11 protein-coding genes and 1 rRNA gene are annotated in these 17,915 nt (G+C 30.2%); 1 reads left to right on the top strand and 11 read right to left on the bottom strand.

Annotated features, from left to right (window positions below; all coding sequences use genetic code 11):
- Nucleotides 1-18: 18 nt before the first annotated feature.
- The gene (locus IC219_RS17115; RefSeq protein ID WP_227435576.1) at nt 19-1,800 is read left to right on the top strand and encodes an NADH-dependent [FeFe] hydrogenase, group A6; all 1,782 of its coding nucleotides are present in this window, start codon (nt 19-21) and stop codon (nt 1,798-1,800) included.
- Nucleotides 1,801-1,922: 122 nt separating this feature from the next.
- On the opposite strand, the gene IC219_RS17120 is transcribed toward IC219_RS17115, so the two are convergent.
- The 11 genes from IC219_RS17120 to rrf form a co-directional block, all read right to left on the bottom strand.
- Nucleotides 1,923-3,713 (bottom strand): MutS-related protein, encoded by a 1,791-nt coding sequence (locus IC219_RS17120; protein ID WP_227831766.1) that lies wholly within the window; start codon nt 3,711-3,713, stop codon nt 1,923-1,925.
- Between the two features lie 151 nt (nt 3,714-3,864).
- The gene (hprK, locus tag IC219_RS17125) at nt 3,865-4,794 is read right to left on the bottom strand and encodes an HPr(Ser) kinase/phosphatase (protein ID WP_227435572.1); all 930 of its coding nucleotides are present in this window, start codon (nt 4,792-4,794) and stop codon (nt 3,865-3,867) included.
- Nucleotides 4,794-6,611, bottom strand: a complete 1,818-nt coding sequence (gene uvrC, locus IC219_RS17130; RefSeq protein WP_227831767.1) for an excinuclease ABC subunit UvrC — start codon at nt 6,609-6,611, stop codon at nt 4,794-4,796. Before uvrC ends, hprK begins: the two co-directional genes overlap by 1 nt.
- 263 nt (nt 6,612-6,874) lie before the next feature.
- The gene (uvrA, locus tag IC219_RS17135; protein WP_227435565.1) at nt 6,875-9,700 is read right to left on the bottom strand and encodes an excinuclease ABC subunit UvrA; all 2,826 of its coding nucleotides are present in this window, start codon (nt 9,698-9,700) and stop codon (nt 6,875-6,877) included.
- A gap of 18 nt (nt 9,701-9,718) precedes the next feature.
- Nucleotides 9,719-11,689 (bottom strand): excinuclease ABC subunit UvrB, encoded by a 1,971-nt coding sequence (gene uvrB / locus IC219_RS17140; protein WP_227831768.1) that lies wholly within the window; start codon nt 11,687-11,689, stop codon nt 9,719-9,721.
- Between the two features lie 187 nt (nt 11,690-11,876).
- Entirely contained in the window at nt 11,877-13,139 is a 1,263-nt protein-coding gene (locus tag IC219_RS17145) for an ectonucleotide pyrophosphatase/phosphodiesterase (RefSeq protein ID WP_227831769.1), read from the bottom strand.
- Nucleotides 13,140-13,242: 103 nt separating this feature from the next.
- Entirely contained in the window at nt 13,243-14,547 is a 1,305-nt protein-coding gene (locus tag IC219_RS17150) for an ABC transporter substrate-binding protein (RefSeq protein WP_227481803.1), read from the bottom strand.
- 30 nt (nt 14,548-14,577) lie between these two features.
- Entirely contained in the window at nt 14,578-15,438 is an 861-nt protein-coding gene (locus tag IC219_RS17155; protein ID WP_227831770.1) for a carbohydrate ABC transporter permease, read from the bottom strand.
- A gap of 43 nt (nt 15,439-15,481) precedes the next feature.
- Nucleotides 15,482-16,351 (bottom strand): carbohydrate ABC transporter permease, encoded by an 870-nt coding sequence (locus tag IC219_RS17160; RefSeq protein ID WP_227435546.1) that lies wholly within the window; start codon nt 16,349-16,351, stop codon nt 15,482-15,484.
- Complete coding sequence (locus IC219_RS17165) at nt 16,335-17,405, bottom strand: ATP-binding cassette domain-containing protein (protein ID WP_227831771.1); 1,071 nt, start codon at nt 17,403-17,405, stop codon at nt 16,335-16,337. Before IC219_RS17165 ends, IC219_RS17160 begins: the two co-directional genes overlap by 17 nt.
- 393 nt (nt 17,406-17,798) lie before the next feature.
- Nucleotides 17,799-17,915, bottom strand: a 5S ribosomal RNA gene (gene rrf, locus IC219_RS17170).

The following is a 17,915-nucleotide window of genomic DNA, read 5'->3' on the forward strand; positions in this document are numbered from 1 at the left end:
TTTGGAGGAGGAATAACAATGAGTTTAGTTAATTTAACTATCAATGGCAAACATGTTTCAGCACCTAGTGGAACTTCTATCTTAGATGCTGCAAAACTAATAAATATAAAAATACATAACCTTTGTCATTTACATATGAATGAGATAGATAAGCTTGATACTTGTGCTTCTTGTCGTGTTTGTATGGTTGAGACAGAGAGAGGTTTAGTTCCAGCTTGTGGAACAGTTATAAAGGAAGGTATGAGAGTTCAAACTAATAGTGCTAAAGCATTAAATGCTCGTAGAACTATTGTTGAGTTACTATTATCAGACCATCCACAAGATTGCTTTATATGTGAAAAAAATGGAGACTGTGAATTACAAACTATAGCTGCTGATTTAGGAGTAAGAAAGATAAGATATCAAGGTTCTAAGTCTTTTGCAGGTAAAGATACCTCTACTAAATCTTTAGTTAAAGACCATTCTAAATGTATATTATGCAGAAGATGTGAAACTGTATGTAATGATATCCAAACAGTTGGAGCATTATCTGGAGTTAATCGTGGATTTAATACTTTAGTTAGTACATTTTTTAATGCTGATATGGTTGAAACAGAGTGTACATTCTGTGGCCAATGTATTTCTGTCTGTCCAACTGGAGCGTTAACAGAAGTAGATAATGTTCCTAAACTATGGGATGTTTTAAATAAAAAAGAAAAAACTATAGTAGTGCAAGTTGCCCCTGCTGTAAGAGTTGCTATTGGTGAAGAGTTTGGATTAGAACCAGGTTCAATATCTACAGGAAAAATGGTTGCTGCTTTAAAAGCACTTGGGTTTGAGCATGTATTCGATACAAACTTTGGTGCAGACTTCACTATAATGGAAGAAGCTACTGAATTTATAGAAAGAATTCAAAAAGGTGAAAATCTACCTATATTAACAAGCTGTTGCCCTGCATGGGTAAACTTCTTAGAACACAATTATCCAGACCAATTAAATCTAGCATCTAGCTGTAAATCTCCTCAAGGTATGTTTGGTTCTATAGCTAAGAATTACTATGCACCTAAAATACTAGGAATTAATCCAGATGACCTTTATGTTGTATCTGTAATGCCTTGTGTAGCTAAGAAGTATGAAGCTTCAAGAGAAGAATTAAGTGAATCTGGAATATTAGATGTTGACCTTTCTATAACTACTAGAGAGCTAGCTAAGATGATAAAAGAAGCTGCTATTGATTTACCTAATCTTCAAGACCAGGATTTTGATAATCCATTAGGAAAATCTACTGGTGCTGCGTCTATATTTGGAGCAAGTGGTGGAGTTTTAGAAGCTGCTCTACGTACTTCATATGAAAAGATAACTAACAAAACTTTAGATAATGTAAACTTTACTAATGTTAGAGGGCTTAAGGGAATCAGAGAAGCAAGTATAGATGTTGATGGAACTACAGTCAATGTATGTATTGTAAATACACTTAAAAATGCTAGAAAAATGATGGATAAAGTTAGAAGTGGAGAATGTAAATACCATATCATAGAAGTTATGGCATGCCCTGGTGGATGTGTTGGAGGAGCTGGTCAACCTTACCATCATGGTAATACTGATATAATTGATAGACGTGCTAATGCATTGTATGAGATAGATAGAAATAAGGCTATTCGTAAGTCTCATGAAAATCCTGACTTACAAGCTATTTATAAAGACTTCTTTGGAGATCCAAATAGCGATGTAGCTCATAAATACCTTCATACTCATTACTTTGATAAGAGTTGTATTTATGAAGAATGTCCAAAAGAATGTGCTTGTGAAGAAGCTAAATAAATTTTAACAAATTGAAAACTAAAATATTCTCAAATAAAAGGATTGTATAAAGTGCTTTTAAGTACTTTATACAATCCTTTCTATTTTAATCATAATAAGCTACATTTCTACGCTTATCTTTCTTAAAGTATCCCTGCCATTTTCATAAGCTGTTTTGCATTTGTAGTCTTACATCTTCCATCTTTTATGGCATAGTCAAAATAGATTTTATCATCAACATAGTACTCTGAAAAATGGTAGTTTACAATCTCTACATCTCCACCACTTGAAAGGTCACATAACTCAAAATCATGTGTTGTAACCATACTTATAATCCATGGCTTTGATAGTTTCTTTACTGCCTCACTTGCTCCAATAATTCTATCAGCAGAGTTAGTTCCTTTAAAAATCTCATCAACTAAAACTAACATCGGTAATTCTTTTATACTATATTGAATCATTGATTTTATTCTGAGAATTTCAGCATAAAAAGTTGATATACCTTGGCTTACATCATCTTGTATTCTCATAGATGTAAATATATACATACATGTGGCATCAAAATTTTTAGCACATACTGGAGCACCTGCATACGCCAATACTAAATTTACACCAATACTTCTTAAAAATGTCGTCTTCCCTGACATATTTGAACCTGTAATGATACAGGTTTGAGAATTTAATTTTATTGAATTTGCTACAACACTTTTCTCTGCTATTAATGGATGGTATACTTCTTCAACTTCTAACTTTGGAATACTTTCGCTTTTTATTATTGGAAAACATGTATTTTCTTTTACTTGACCAATAATAGTTAAACTTATCAAAGCTTCAAACTCTCCAATAGATTCAAGCCATCCTCTAATTTGATTTCCATATACACTTTTCCATCTTTCTAGAGATTCTGCACAGTGATAATTCCACATAAGAACACCACAAGCAAGTATATAAACTATTTGATTATATCTTAAGTTTACTGCATTACCTATTGAGTTCAGCTGTTTAATACCTTTTGAAACACCATTACCTTTAGAAAGTTTTGCTTGTAATTCTTTTAAATATGGGCTTTCAAATGTCTCTTTCTCTAAAACTTCAAACATCTTTTCATATACTTGTATACTTCTACTAAATGAGAATAATGGGGATAAAGTCTGCATAAGCTTTGTATTCCCAAACCCACCAAATCCTAGCTGAAGTACAAAAAGTAAAAAAACAGGTAGCACAGGCAAAAACCCTAATATAAAAAATATAAAAGATAGTATTGTTGCAGTAGGCAAACCCCAAGTAAAAACATGCATCCACTTAGGTATATATACTTTTTTATCTTCTCCATACTCTATAAATGACTCTATACTTCCATCAGAGTTGGTTTTTTGTTCCTTACCAATTATATTACTCAAGGTCTGAATATGGATAGAAAAATCCTGTTTTGATAATAGCTCTTTTACTGCTGTTTGTCTTTCTAGGATTATATTATCGTTTGGATTTTCATTCCATAAGGACTTAGCTAAAGACTTCTTTCCATAGGATGTATTAGCTATACAAATATACTGATATAGTGATGCTCTTCCAAATAAGTCTAAATCTTTTGCTTGTGAATTTTCTTCTTGTATATATTCTTTTCCATCTATTTTGAATTCTTTCCACTCATCACCAAATCTCTTAACATACTTATCCAGCACTTCACACTTACTCTTAAAATACGATTCTTCCTCTTTTATTTTATTATGAATAACTAAAAGTGAAATAAATAGAATCAATGCTACAATTCCAACAAAAATACCTACTATATTTTTATTGTAAAATCCAATAGCAAATCCCGCTATCAATATTAAAAAAGATATTAATCTAGCTGTACTTATATTATTTGATTTTTTATTTAAGAGCAGTTCTTTTTCAGTAGTACTTTCTAAAAGCTTACTAAAATAGTTCATTCCCATAAAGACTCCAACTTCCTTATCATATAATAAATTTAAATATAGTATTAAATTTAAACTAATAACCTTAAAAGCTAATTTAAACTCCAATTATATAATATATATTTTATAACTATTCTATACAATTTTATTTTATATGCACTCTCTATTACTTAGTATCAATAAGTTTTGATAGTTTCTTAGTAAATTCTTGAGCTGCATCATACCCCATTCCTCTTTGTCTAAAATTCATTGCTGCTACTTCTAGTATCATAGCAGTATTTCTTCCAGGCTTTACAGGAACAACTAACTTCTCTACATTAACACCAAGTATTTCTTCATATTCTTTATCTAATCCAAGCCTATCATAATACTTATTTTCATCCCAAGCTTCTAAATGTACTACTAAATCTATCATTTTAGAATTTTTGATAGCTCCTACACCATATAGACTTCTGACGTCTATTATACCTATTCCTCTTATCTCTAGGAAATGTCTTATTAATTCAGGAGACTGACCCATCAACATACTTTCATCTAATTTTCTTATTTCTACAGCATCATCTGCAACTAATCTATTACCTCTCTGAATTAGTTCTAATGCTGTTTCTGACTTTCCTATACTACTCTCACCCTTTATCAAAACACCTATACCATAAATATCAACTAAAACTCCATGAATCGTTGTATGTGGTGCTAACTTATTATCTAAATAGTTTGATAATCTATTTATAAGTCTAGTTGTGTTTCTGTTTGTACTTAAAAGTATTCTCTTATACTTTTTAGCCTTTTCAATCACATCTGGTTTTATTTCTAAATCTCTAGAAATTATTAAAGCTGGTATTTCATATGAGAAAAATCTATTTAGTACCTCTTCTCGAATTTCATTATCCATCAATCCAAAGAAATTATATTCTGTTTTTCCAACTATTTGTATTCTCTCATATGCAAAGTAATCAAAATATCCTGCAAATTGTAAACCTGGTCTATTTATATCTTGAGAGTATACATAATAATCTACATCATCAGGCATGTATACTACTTTAAGTTTTAAATCTTTTATTATTTCTCTTATTGATACTTTATTGCTAGTTTCCATCAATTTTCTTCCTTCCTAAAAAAATTATAAACATTCTCTGCAATGCTTTTATTCATTCCTTCTACTTCTAAAAGTTCTTCAAAAGTAGCTTCTTTTATGGCTTCTACATCTTTAAAATGACTCATCAGTGCTTTTTTTCTTTTTTCACCTATCCCTTGTATATCATCTAAGATAGATTTTGTCAAAGCTTTATTTCTTAGACTTCTATGATATGTTATTGCATAATTATGAACTTCTTCTTGTATACTAGCAATAAATCTATATAAACTAGTTGTCTTATCCAACTCGATTTCTTTTTCTTTACATATTAACCCTTTAGTCCTATGCTTATCGTCTTTGTACATTCCCCAAAGTGGTATGTCTACATCATTAAGTTCTAATACTTTTTTTACAGCGCTAACCTGTCCCTTTCCTCCATCCAACAATATAAGGTCAGGTAAATTTCCATGTTTCAATCTTCTATCTACAATTTCAGCCATGGAATCATAATCATTAGGTCCAATGACTGTTTTTATTTTATATCTTCTATACTCTTTTTTATCTTTTTTAGCATTTGTATAGACTACCATAGAGCCAATTGAATCTACTCCTTGTATATTTGATATATCAAAAGACTCTATTCTTATTGGCAATTTTTCTAAGTTTAACAATCGTTTTAATTCTTCTAATGCTCCAATACTTTTTTCATATTTCCTTTTGTTCATATCAGAAAATTTTTCAAGGTACTCTACTGCATTTTTTCTCACCATTTCAACTAGGCTTTTTTTCTCTCCTTTTTGTGGTACTCTTATTGTTACTTTTTGCCCTTTTTTAGACGATAGCCATTCTTCTAATATACAACTGTCTTCTATCTCATCTTCTATAATTAGTTCTTTAGGTATATATTCTTGCTCATTGTAAAATTGTTTTACAAATGAACTCAATATAGAAGCTCTTGGGCTATCCATTATCCCTTCTAGTATAAAGTGTTCTCTCCCAACAATCTTACCATTTCTAATAAAAAATACTTGTACACAGGCTTCATTATGAGCTCTTGCCATCGCAACTACATCCTGATTTAAATCGGTTACAGTAGCATCTATTTTTTGTTTTTGTATCATTTCTTCAAGACTCTTTATTTTATCTCTATATATAGCTGCTTCTTCAAATCTAAAATTCATAGAACTCTCATTCATCTTTTCTTTTAAGAGCTCCATCAACTTTTCTTCTTTCCCCGATAGACACATTATAATTTCTTCTATCATCTTTCCATATTCTTCTTTGGATACATTTCCTGTACAAGGTCCTAAGCACTTATTTATGTGTAAGTTTAAACAAGGTCTTGTTTTATTTTTTATCGCTTTTTCTATGTCAATTTTACAACTTCTTATTGGATAGGTACTGTTTATAAGGTCTAAAGTATCATTTACCGCAGTTATATTAGTATATGGTCCAAAATACTTTGCTTTATCTTTAAGAACCCTTCTAACCTTTAAAATCCTTGGATAATCTTCATTTGTAGTCACCTTAATATATGGGTAAGTTTTATCATCTCTAAGTAACACATTATACTTTGGTCTATATCTTTTTATTAAATTACATTCAAGTATTAATGCTTCCAACTCTGAATCTGTTATAATGTATTCAAATTTATATATATTCTTAACCATAGATTTTACTTTAGATGTATGGTTTTTTGAAGATTGAAAATACTGCCTTACTCTATTTTTTAGAGATATGGCTTTTCCCACATATATTATATGGTCGTATTTATCCTTCATTAAATATACACCAGGCTCAGAAGGTAATTTTTTTAAGTGGTCTTGTATATCAAACATATCGCCCTCCAAAACATTAAGTTTTATATTAAAATTATACCCTAAAATGTGAAAATTAAAAAGTTATTCAATTTCCAGCATTGTACACAAGTTAAAGTCCATATCATCTTCTATAATTGATTTAAAAGCAATCTCAAATACGAAGAACAATATGGACTTTATGTTTGGTAATTATCTACAATTTATTTTTAATTTATTTACTTCTAATATTTTCAACTTATTTTTATATATTTACAGTTAAAATTTTACACAGTTTATATAACCTAAGAGAAATATTTACTTAAGAATTGACCTGTATAAGACCCTTCAACTTTAGATACTTCTTCTGGTGTTCCAGTTGCAACTATAGTTCCACCTTTATCTCCACCCTCTGGGCCTAGGTCTATTACATAATCACAAGTCTTTATAACATCTAGATTATGTTCTATAACTATAATTGTATTTCCTGTATCTGCTAATCTTTGTAATACGTGAATTAACTTATCTACATCTGCCATATGAAGTCCTGTAGTAGGTTCATCTAATATATATAAAGTCTTTCCTGTTGGTCTTTTACTAAGTTCTGATGCTAATTTTATACGTTGTGCTTCTCCTCCAGACAATTGAGTTGAAGGCTGTCCTAATTTAATGTATGAAAGACCTACATCCATCAATGTATCCAGCTTTCTTTTTATGTTTGGTATATTTTCAAAAAACTCAACAGCTTCTTCTACATTCATATCTAGTATATCAGATATAGTTTTATCTTTGTATTTTACTTGTAATGTTTCCCTATTGTATCTTTCACCCTTACAAACCTCACAAGGAACATATACATCTGGTAGAAAGTGCATCTCTATTTTTATTATTCCATCACCTTTACAAGCTTCACATCTACCACCTTTTACATTAAAACTAAATCTTCCCTTTTTATATCCTCTTGCTTTAGCTTCATTAGTAGCAGCAAAAATATCCCTTATAAAATCAAATACCCCTGTATAAGTAGCTGGATTTGAACGAGGTGTTCTTCCAATTGGACTTTGGTCAATATTTATAACCTTATCTATATTTTCAATTCCTTTTATTTCTTTGTGCTTACCAGCTCTTTGTTTTAGTCTATTCACTTTACTTGCAACACCTTTATAAAGTATGTCATTTATTAGTGTACTTTTCCCAGAACCTGAAACACCTGTTATACATGTAAACTTACCTAATGGCAATTTTACATCAATATTTTTTAGGTTATTTTCTGATGCTTTGATTACTTCTATAAAACTTCCATTTCCTTCTCTAGTAGTCTCAGGAACTAATATTTGTTTTTTTCCACTTAAGTACTGACCTGTTATTGAGTTTTCATTTTCTATTATTTCATCTAAAGTTCCTTGTGCAACTATCTCACCACCATGTATACCTGCACCAGGTCCAATGTCTATAACATAATCAGCTTCTCTCATTGTATCTTCATCATGTTCTACGACAATTAAAGTATTTCCTAAATCTGTTAGATGTCTAAGAGTTCCTATAAGTCTGTCATTATCTCTTTGATGAAGACCTATACTTGGCTCATCAAGCACATATAACACTCCAACTAATGCTGAACCGATTTGAGTTGCTAATCTTATACGTTGCGCTTCTCCTCCTGAAAGTGTTCCAGCTTTTCTTGATAAATTCAAATAATCAAGACCAACATCTCTTAAAAACTTAGCTCTTCCCTTTATCTCTTTTATAATCTCATGAGCTATAAATCTTTGCTTTTCTGTAAGAGTTACATTTTCCATAAAATCTATCAATTCGTTAACAGATAAGTTTGTTACTTCCATTATATTTTTTCCATCAACTAAAACAGATAAAACCTCTTTTTTAAGTCTCAATCCCTTACATTTTGGACAAGGTCTTTCTGCCATATATTCTTCAATTTTGTCTCTCATATACTCTGAGTTAGTTTCTTTGTATCTTCTCTCTAAGTTTACTACTACTCCTTCAAAATATGATTTATAATTTCTAGTTCCTCCAAATTTTGATTCATAAACAAACTCTACCATTATATTATCCTTACCATAAAGTAACTCTTGAACAAAATCTTCTGGTAAATCTTTAAATGGAGTTGTCAAAGATACCTTAAAATGCTCCGCTAAACTTTTTATCATTTTGCTATAATAAGTATCGTCGTTGACACCTGTTGAACCCCAAGCAGCCACTGCACCTTGTTTTATTGATAAATCTTTATTTGGTACAACTAGTTCTGGGTCAACTTCTTTACTTTCTCCAAGACCATTACAAACATCACAAGCTCCAAAAGGAGCATTAAATGAAAACATTCTTGGAGATAATTCTTCTATCCCAATTCCATGTTCTGGACATGCAAATTTAGTTGAGAAAAGAATCTCTTCTCCATCTATTATTTGAGCTATTACAAGACCATCTGATAGTTTAACCGCAGTTTCAATTGAATCTGCAAGTCTAGATTCTATTCCATCTTTGACTACTATTCTATCCACTACTACTTCTATACTGTGTTTTTGGTTTTTAGTTAAAACAATATCATCACTTACTTCATAGTTTTCTCCATCAACTCTAACTCTTACAAATCCTTCTTTTTTAATATTATCTAAGACCTTTTTATGTGTACCTTTTTGACCTCTAACAATTGGCGAAAGTATTTGCAACTTAGTTCTATCTGGAAAATCTAGCATTTTATCAACTATTTCTTGAATAGTCATTTGACTTATTTTTTCACCACATGTAGGACAATATACATCGCCTACTCTTGCAAATAACAATCTCAAATAGTCATATATTTCTGTTACTGTTCCAACTGTAGAGCGTGGATTCTTTGAAGTAGTCTTCTGATCTATTGAAATAGCTGGTGATAGACCTTCAATATATTCTACATTTGGCTTTTCCATTTGCCCTAAAAACTGTCTAGCATAAGCAGACAAACTCTCTACATATCTTCTTTGGCCTTCTGCATATATCGTATCAAATGCCAAAGATGACTTTCCAGAACCAGACAATCCTGTAAAAACTATAAACTTATCTCTTGGTAACTCTAAATCTACATTTTTTAAATTATGCTCTTTTGCTCCTCTTATTATAATTTTATCTTCCATAACCTTGTTTTTACCTTTCTATTTTTCCAATTTTTCTTCCAACTGTTTTACCTTATCTCTTAATTCTGCCGCTCTCTCAAATTGTAAGTTTTGAGCAGCTTCCATCATCTCTGATTTTAATTTTTCTATATTATCTTTTATCTCTTCTTTATCATCTGTATCAGTTATTCCATAGACAACTTCTTCCTCTGCAACCTTAGTTGCTTCTATACTATCTCTTACACTTTTTTGTATAGTCTTAGGAGTTATGTTGTGTTCTTCATTATATAAATTCTGTATAGCTCTTCTTCTTTTTGTCTCATCAATAGCATTTTGCATTGAATCAGTTATCCTATCAGCATACATAATAACTCTTCCATTTTCATTTCTAGCTGCACGTCCAATAGTTTGTATTAATGCTGTTTCGGAACGTAAGAAACCTTCTTTGTCTGCATCTAAAATTGCTATAAGTGAAACCTCTGGTATATCTAGACCTTCTCTAAGTAAATTTATTCCTACAAGTACATCAAATTTTCCTAGTCTTAAGTCTCTTATTATCTCTGTTCTTTCTAATGTAACTATATCTGAATGTAGATATTTAACTTTTATTCCTATTTCTTTAAGGTAATTAGTTAAATCTTCACTCATTTTTTTAGTTAAAGTGGTTATAAGCACTCTTTCATTTTTTTCTATTGTTTTAGTTATTTCCCCTACTAAATTATCTATCTGATTATTTATAGGTCTTACTTCTACAATTGGGTCTAAAAGGCCTGTTGGTCTTATTATCTGTTCAGCTATAGTCTCAGAATGTTGAATTTCATAAGGACCTGGTGTAGCACTTACAAACAATATTTGATTTATGTTTCCTTCAAATTCTTGAAAATTTAACGGTCTATTATCAAGTGCAGAAGGTAATCTAAATCCATTTTCTATAAGAGATGTTTTTCTTGATCTATCTCCTGCGTACATTCCTCTTACTTGCGGAATAGTAACATGTGCCTCATCTACAATTATCAAATAATCATCTGGAAAGAAATCCATTAATGTATATGGTCTTTCTCCTTCTTCTCTTCCAGTAATATGCCTTGAGTAGTTTTCTATCCCCTGACAAAACCCTATCTCCTTTAACATTTCTATGTCATACTTCGTTCTTTGCTCAATCCGTTGTGCTTCTAAAAGCCTATCATTTTCTTTAAAAGTCTCAATTTGTTGTTGAAGTTCATCTTCAATTTGAACAATTGCATTTTCAATTCTTTCTGGTGTTGTTACATAGTGAGATGCGGGGAAGATAACAACATGATTTCTTGTCCCAACAATCTTTCCTGTTACATAATCAATTTCTGTTATTCTATCTATTTCATCACCAAAGAACTCTATTCTTATTGCTTTTTCATCATTGCTAGCTGGAAATATTTCTAATATATCTCCTCTAACTCTAAAAGTCCCTCTTGTAAAATTTATATCATTTCTTTCATATTGTATCTCTATTAACCTTTTTATTACATCATCTCTATCCTTCTGCATACCAGGTCTTATAGATAACATAAGTTCTTTATAATCTTTTGGGTCCCCCAAACCATATATACAAGATACTGAAGATATTATTATAGTATCTCTTCTTTCTAAAATAGATGCTGTAGCAGAATGTCGAAGTTTATCTATTTCGTCATTTATACTTGCATCTTTTTCTATATAAGTGTCACTGTGAGCTATATATGCCTCTGGTTGATAGTAATCATAGTAACTTACAAAATATTCAACTGCATTGTCTGGGAAAAATTCTTTAAACTCACTATAAAGTTGTGCTGCTAGTGTTTTATTATGAGCCATTATTAGGGTAGGTTTTTTAACTTGTTGTATTATATTTGCCATTGTGAATGTTTTTCCTGAACCTGTTACACCTAACAATGTCGAAAATTTTTCATTTCTATTTATAGAATCCACTATTGATTTAATAGCTTCTGGTTGGTCACCTGTTGGTTTGAAGTCTGACTTTATTTTAAAATCCATAGTATCACTCCTTCTTTTCGAACATTAGTTCCTAACATGTATTATTATATCATACCTTTCTAGAATTGTTTCAGTTATTTTAAATATTTTACCCATTTAAATTTTACTTAAATCTAAAATATAAAAAAAGACTTCTATCTTTATAATAGAAGTCTATAAGTAATGGAAAATAAATACTTTATCCAGTTTATATAATGAAATCAAATGCTTCTTTTTCAACTCCGTCTAGCTTCAAATCGAATAGTCTTAATATAGTTGCTGCATGAGCTCTTAAGTCGCCTTCTTCCTCTACTACGCCTGTTTTTATTTTAGGTCCAAAAGCTATAAACGGAGGTCTATTCCCCTTAGTAGGTAAATGACCATGTGTAGCAACAGCAAACTTGTAATCTTTTATATCAGAATCCTTTATAATATTTCCTTCTAAATCATTTCCAAATGAAATTCCTTCAATTCCTTCAATTACCATTTCAAAGTCGCCTTCAAGTCCAAGATTGGATGCTTCTTCTCTGGTAAATATATTCTCTATAAATAATTCTTCTTTAAACTCTTCAAGCAATACTCTCAACTCTTCTAATCTATTTGAGTTATTTACTATTATCTGTGCTGATATACCTGACGAATTTACATAGGCATCAAAATTCTTAACTACTCCATTTTCTACTGTTATAAATCCATGTGATTTAAGTAAAACATTTGGATTTACAACTTTATCAACTCTAAGATGACCATGGTCTCCGAGTATTATAAAATTTGTATCTTCATATGTACCTGCATCCTTTGTAGCTTGAATTATATCTCCTAACCATTTATCATTCATTTTCAAGGCTTCATTTACTTTTTCATTAAACAAACCATGGTTATGTCGTGTATGGTCCAAAGTTGCTAGATGTATTAACATTAAATCTGGATTATATTCTTTTATTACATCTATAGCACAATTTACTCCAAACAAATCCATATTAGGCTCTAATTTCCAATCAATATAGTGACAATGTCTATCATAAATACTATCCATTATAACCTTACTTGAACTTTTTTCAAAAATTTCTCTTGGGTCATCTTCTCTATTAGGAGCCCATATCTCTGCAATATTATAATCTATATTTGGATTTGCACCCATTACAGGCCATAAGATACTAGAAGTAGTCAGATTATTGTCCTTTGCTACATCTATAATTGTCTTTACTTTTATATCTTTTGAATACCAATACCAATCTTTATTTTCTTTATTTGGGTCAAATTTTTCATTATGATATATTCCATGTTTTTTAGGATATACTCCTGTAACCATACTTGTATGACAAGGATATGTTAAAGTTGGATATACACAATTTATATTTTTCACCATAGAACAATTTTCTAAGATAGATTTAAAATTTGGTAGATTCTTTACAAATTCTAAATCTTTTTCAAATAAAGAATCTACTGATAATACTATAACTTTTGTCATTTACATTACCTCTTCATTCATATATTATTGGATACGTTCAATCAATCTATAATCTATATATGTTACAGGTGATATTTTATCAACATTTCATACCTGTCTATAATTATTTATTAGTCTTGTCTATTACTGCTTGCATTGCAGAAGTTCCTTTGCTTACTGCATCTTTTGGCGCCACATTTAAATCAGTAAGACCTTTTTTAATCTCATCCATTAACTTATCAGTTGCTTCTTTATATCCATTTAACATTGGAAGGGCAACAGCATATTGTAATTGGTCAGTTGCAACTTTATATTGTGGCTTTTCTTTATACAATGTTTGTAATTTTTCTGATTTAGTTGCATCTTCAGTTGTTGGCAGATATCCTGTTGATGAACTAAATTGAACTATTTTATCTGTTTGAGTCATCCATTCCATAAATTCTGCACTTGCATCTTTTTCTTTGTCTGTTCCACCTTCAAGCATAACTAAGTTTGCTCCCCCTGTAGGCGTTGCATATTTTTGATTTTTTGGTAAAAATGCTGTTGATATTTCAAACTTACCGTCTGTTTGTTGCATAAGACCTGCTAAATCTGCTGTTGATGTAAATATCATACCAACTTTACCATTTACAAAATCTTGCTTTGCTACATCCCAAGCATTATAATCTTCACCAGGTGGCATTTTCATTATTCCAGATTTCATCATATCTTGCCAGAATTTAACTGGTGCTTGACCTGCTTCATTATTGAATGCTACTTTTTTTCCATCAGTTATTTCTCCTCCACTTTGCATTACCATAGCTTCATAGAACCAAATATCTATTGGAGTTTCAAATCCATAAGTATCTTCTGATTTGTTTGTCATTTTACTAGCATATGTTTTAAGTTCTTCCCATGACTTTGGTCCTGAAGGGTCAAGGCCTGCTTTAACTGCCATATCCTTATTTATGTATAGTATTGGTGTACTTCTATTAAATGGCATACCAACAAACTTATTTTCATAATATGAATTTGTTAGAAGACCAGAAAAAAATCTTTCTTGGTATGCCTTATCAAAGTATTTACTCATATCTACTAAAGCTCCTGCTGATGCAAATGTACCTGTTTGAGTTATTTCTAATAATGTTACATCTGGTTGGTCTTTAGAAGTTAATGCAGCTTGTAATTTTGTTGCATTTTCATAGTAATCTTTTTGTTTTAGCATATTTACTTGTATGTCTTTATGTTCACTATTAAACTGGTCAACCATTTTTTGTGCAGTTTCACCATTAGTTCCACCCAAAGGTGCCCAGAAATCTATCTTTGTAATATTGCTATCTGTCTTTTCTCCTTTAGATGTATTTGAGTCATTAGAATTTGAACACCCAACTAAAGAACCTAATAATAATGTTATTGCTAATCCTGTTGCTAATTTTCTTTTAAGCTTCATTTCCATCCTCCAAATTTAGTTTTTGACTTTTTATTTTATTCCTGAATACATAAAAGCTTCTTTTACTTTTTTATTTGCAAATATATAAACAAGAATTATTGGTAAAATTAAAATTATATTTCCTGCCATTATTACATTCCATGCAGTAATTCCTTCTGAAGATTTAAGAAGAGCTACTCCGATTGGTAAAGTCCTTATTGCATCTGTATTTGTCATTACTAAAGGCCAGAAATAGTTATTCCAATGATATATAAAATTAAATAATATAAATGTTATTACTGCTGGTTTTGCCATAGGAACCATTATTTTAAACATTATTTTTAAGTCCGAAGTATTGTCTAATTTAGCTGCTTCAATAATCTCATCTGATATCTGCATAAAATTTTGTCTAAGCAGAAATATACCAAATGAAGATGTCATAAATGGAATTATAAGTGGCACATATGTATTTATAAATCCAAATTTACTCATCATCATATATACAGGTAAAAAAGTTACTTGTGGAGGAATCATAAGTCCTATGAGTAATAGTCCAAACAATACCTTCTCACCTCTAAATTTAATCTTAGAAAATGCATAAGCTGCAGGAACCATCACTAAAAACTGTACGATTAAAATACTACCTGTCACAAAGATACTATTTAATAAATATCTAAAAAATGGTCCTGAATTCCATGCTGTAGTATAATTTCCTAGTACTATATCGTTTGGTATTATTGTAGGTGGTAGTTGCATCATTTCTTGTGGGTTTTTAAAAGATGTTGACAGCATCCATATAAAAGGGAATATAAATATTGCAGATAAAAGTAGTAGAATTAATACTTCTATTGATTTTGATACTATTTTCTTTATATCAGCTTTATCTTTTTTAATAGGTCTTATAATGTCCATTTTGTCCTCCTTTTTAACACGCCTTATAATATATATTTTTTATTTATTGATAATGAACTTTTTTTGATAATAGTCTGAAATTAGCATATGTAGCAATCATAACTATGGCTAATAAAAACATACTTGCTGCACTTGCTTGCCCTATATCGTAATATATAAATCCAGACTCATATATATAATAAGATAACATGTTAGTTGAACCTAATGGACCACCTTGTGTCATTATGCTTATTTCGTCAAACACTTGAAATGATGCTGTTGTTGTTGTTATCATGAGAAAAAATATTGTTGGCGATAATAATGGCAATGTTACCTTAAAGAAATTCGTTATCTTGTTTGCATTGTCTAGTTTAGAAGCCTCATATATATAGTTTGGTATCGATTTAAGACCTGATAACACGATTAAAATATTGTATCCAAGAGTTTTCCATATTCCTATTAGAATCAATGACATTAAAGCTGAACTTTCACTTGAAAGCCATTTTGATGTTGGTAAATGCAATGTTGACAGTATCCAGTTTAAAAAGCCATACTGTGGCTCCATAATCCAAAGCCACAATACAGCTACAGATACTAGTGAAATTACATGTGGTGTAAAGATTATACTTTGTGTCAAATTGTGTATTATAGAGTTTTTATTTAACCAAACAGCAAGTACTATAGCTAGTGATATAGATATAATTACCATAAAAAAAGTATAAATTGCAGTATTCGTTATAGTTTGTATAAACTCTGGATTTTTTAAAAGCTCTGTGTAATTATTCAATCCTACATTTTCGAAAGTTGAACTAAGAAGACTTCCTGATTTGAAACTCAGCGATATTGTCTTAATTATTGGATATACTATAAACAGTAAAGTTCCTATAATTGCAGGTGTTATGTATAAATATGCTTTATTAAATTGCTTTTTCATAAATATCTCCTTTGATTTTAGAATACATATTCTTACATTCTTTTATATCATCTATTCTTTGCCCATCTTTATTAAAATAATATAAATCCTTTTCTAATACATTTACTTTCAAAGTTTTCCCTATATCAAATATATCGTTTTCTGTTTTAACCCTTACTTCACTGTCAAGAACAGATAAACAGTATATAGTTTCGTTTCCTAATACCTCTTTAGTTATAACCTTTCCAAGTAAATTAAAAGTATCATCATTTTTTATATCTATATTTATACTTTCTAATACAGCTTTTTCAGGCCTAAATCCAAGTTTGATATTATCCTTCATATTTAATATGTTCATACAAGGATTTCCGATAAATTGTGCCACAAACAAATTTTTAGGATCTTGATATATTTTTTTTGGAGAACCTATTTGCATTATCTCTCCTTTGTTCATTATAACTATTTTATCCGCCATTGACATTGCTTCGACTTGGTCATGAGTTACATAAACAAATGTAGATTTTAATTTTTGATGTAACTGTATTAATTCTGTCCTCATTTGATTTCTCAGTTTTGCATCTAAATTTGATAATGGTTCATCCATTAAAAATACCTTTGGATTTTTAACCATTGCTCTAGCTAATGCTACTCTCTGTCTTTGTCCTCCAGACAAATTTCCTGGCTTTACATTTAAATATTCTTGTAATCCAACTATATCAATAACCTCTGTTATAAGTTCTTCTCTTTTTTCTTTTGGAACTTTTTTATTCTTTAAACCAAATTCTATATTTTCTTTTACAGTCATATGTGGATATAATGCATAATTCTGAAATACCATAGCTATATCTCTCTTACTTGCATCAGTTCTTGTTACATCATTTTCTTCAATTTTTAAATTACCTGAAGTTATATCTTCAAGCCCAGCAATCATTCTTAGTGTAGTAGATTTTCCACAACCACTTGGGCCTACCAATACCGTAAAAGAACCATCTTCTATAGTAAGGTTCAAGTTCTCTATAACAGTGTTCTTTTTATCATAAGATTTTGTGACATTTTCTAGTTTTATATCTGCCATTTTTTATCCTCCTCAAAATACTTTGTTTAGTCATACGATTTACTTATAAATTAATAATACTCTTTATTTGTAAAGGACATATTAAGACAAAGTGAACATATAGTAAATTTATTAAAATAGATGTTAAATCACATATATTTTCTGTTAAATTATACTAAACTTAAATAAATATACTGACTAATAAGATAGAATTAAAATAAATAAAATAACTGATATAGCAAATTAGACATAATAAAAAAGACCTCTATGGGGGATAGAGGCCTTTAAGTGGGGGAGATTGAGTAATTTATTTTTGCTATTAAGTTTTATAATTATATTATGTCCCAAATTTGCCATGTCTAAACACAAAAAATAAAAATTTTTTATTTTTTATAAATTTACTCAAAAAAAATTACGTGGCTACGTCCTACTCTCCCAGGCAGTTTCCCACCAAGTACCATCAGCGCTAGAGAGCTTAACTTCTGTGTTCGGAATGGGAACAGGTGTATCCTCTCTGCTATTGTAACCACA

It is taken from the genome of Clostridioides sp. ES-W-0018-02, assembly GCF_020658175.1.
Lineage (GTDB): Bacteria > Bacillota > Clostridia > Peptostreptococcales > Peptostreptococcaceae > Clostridioides.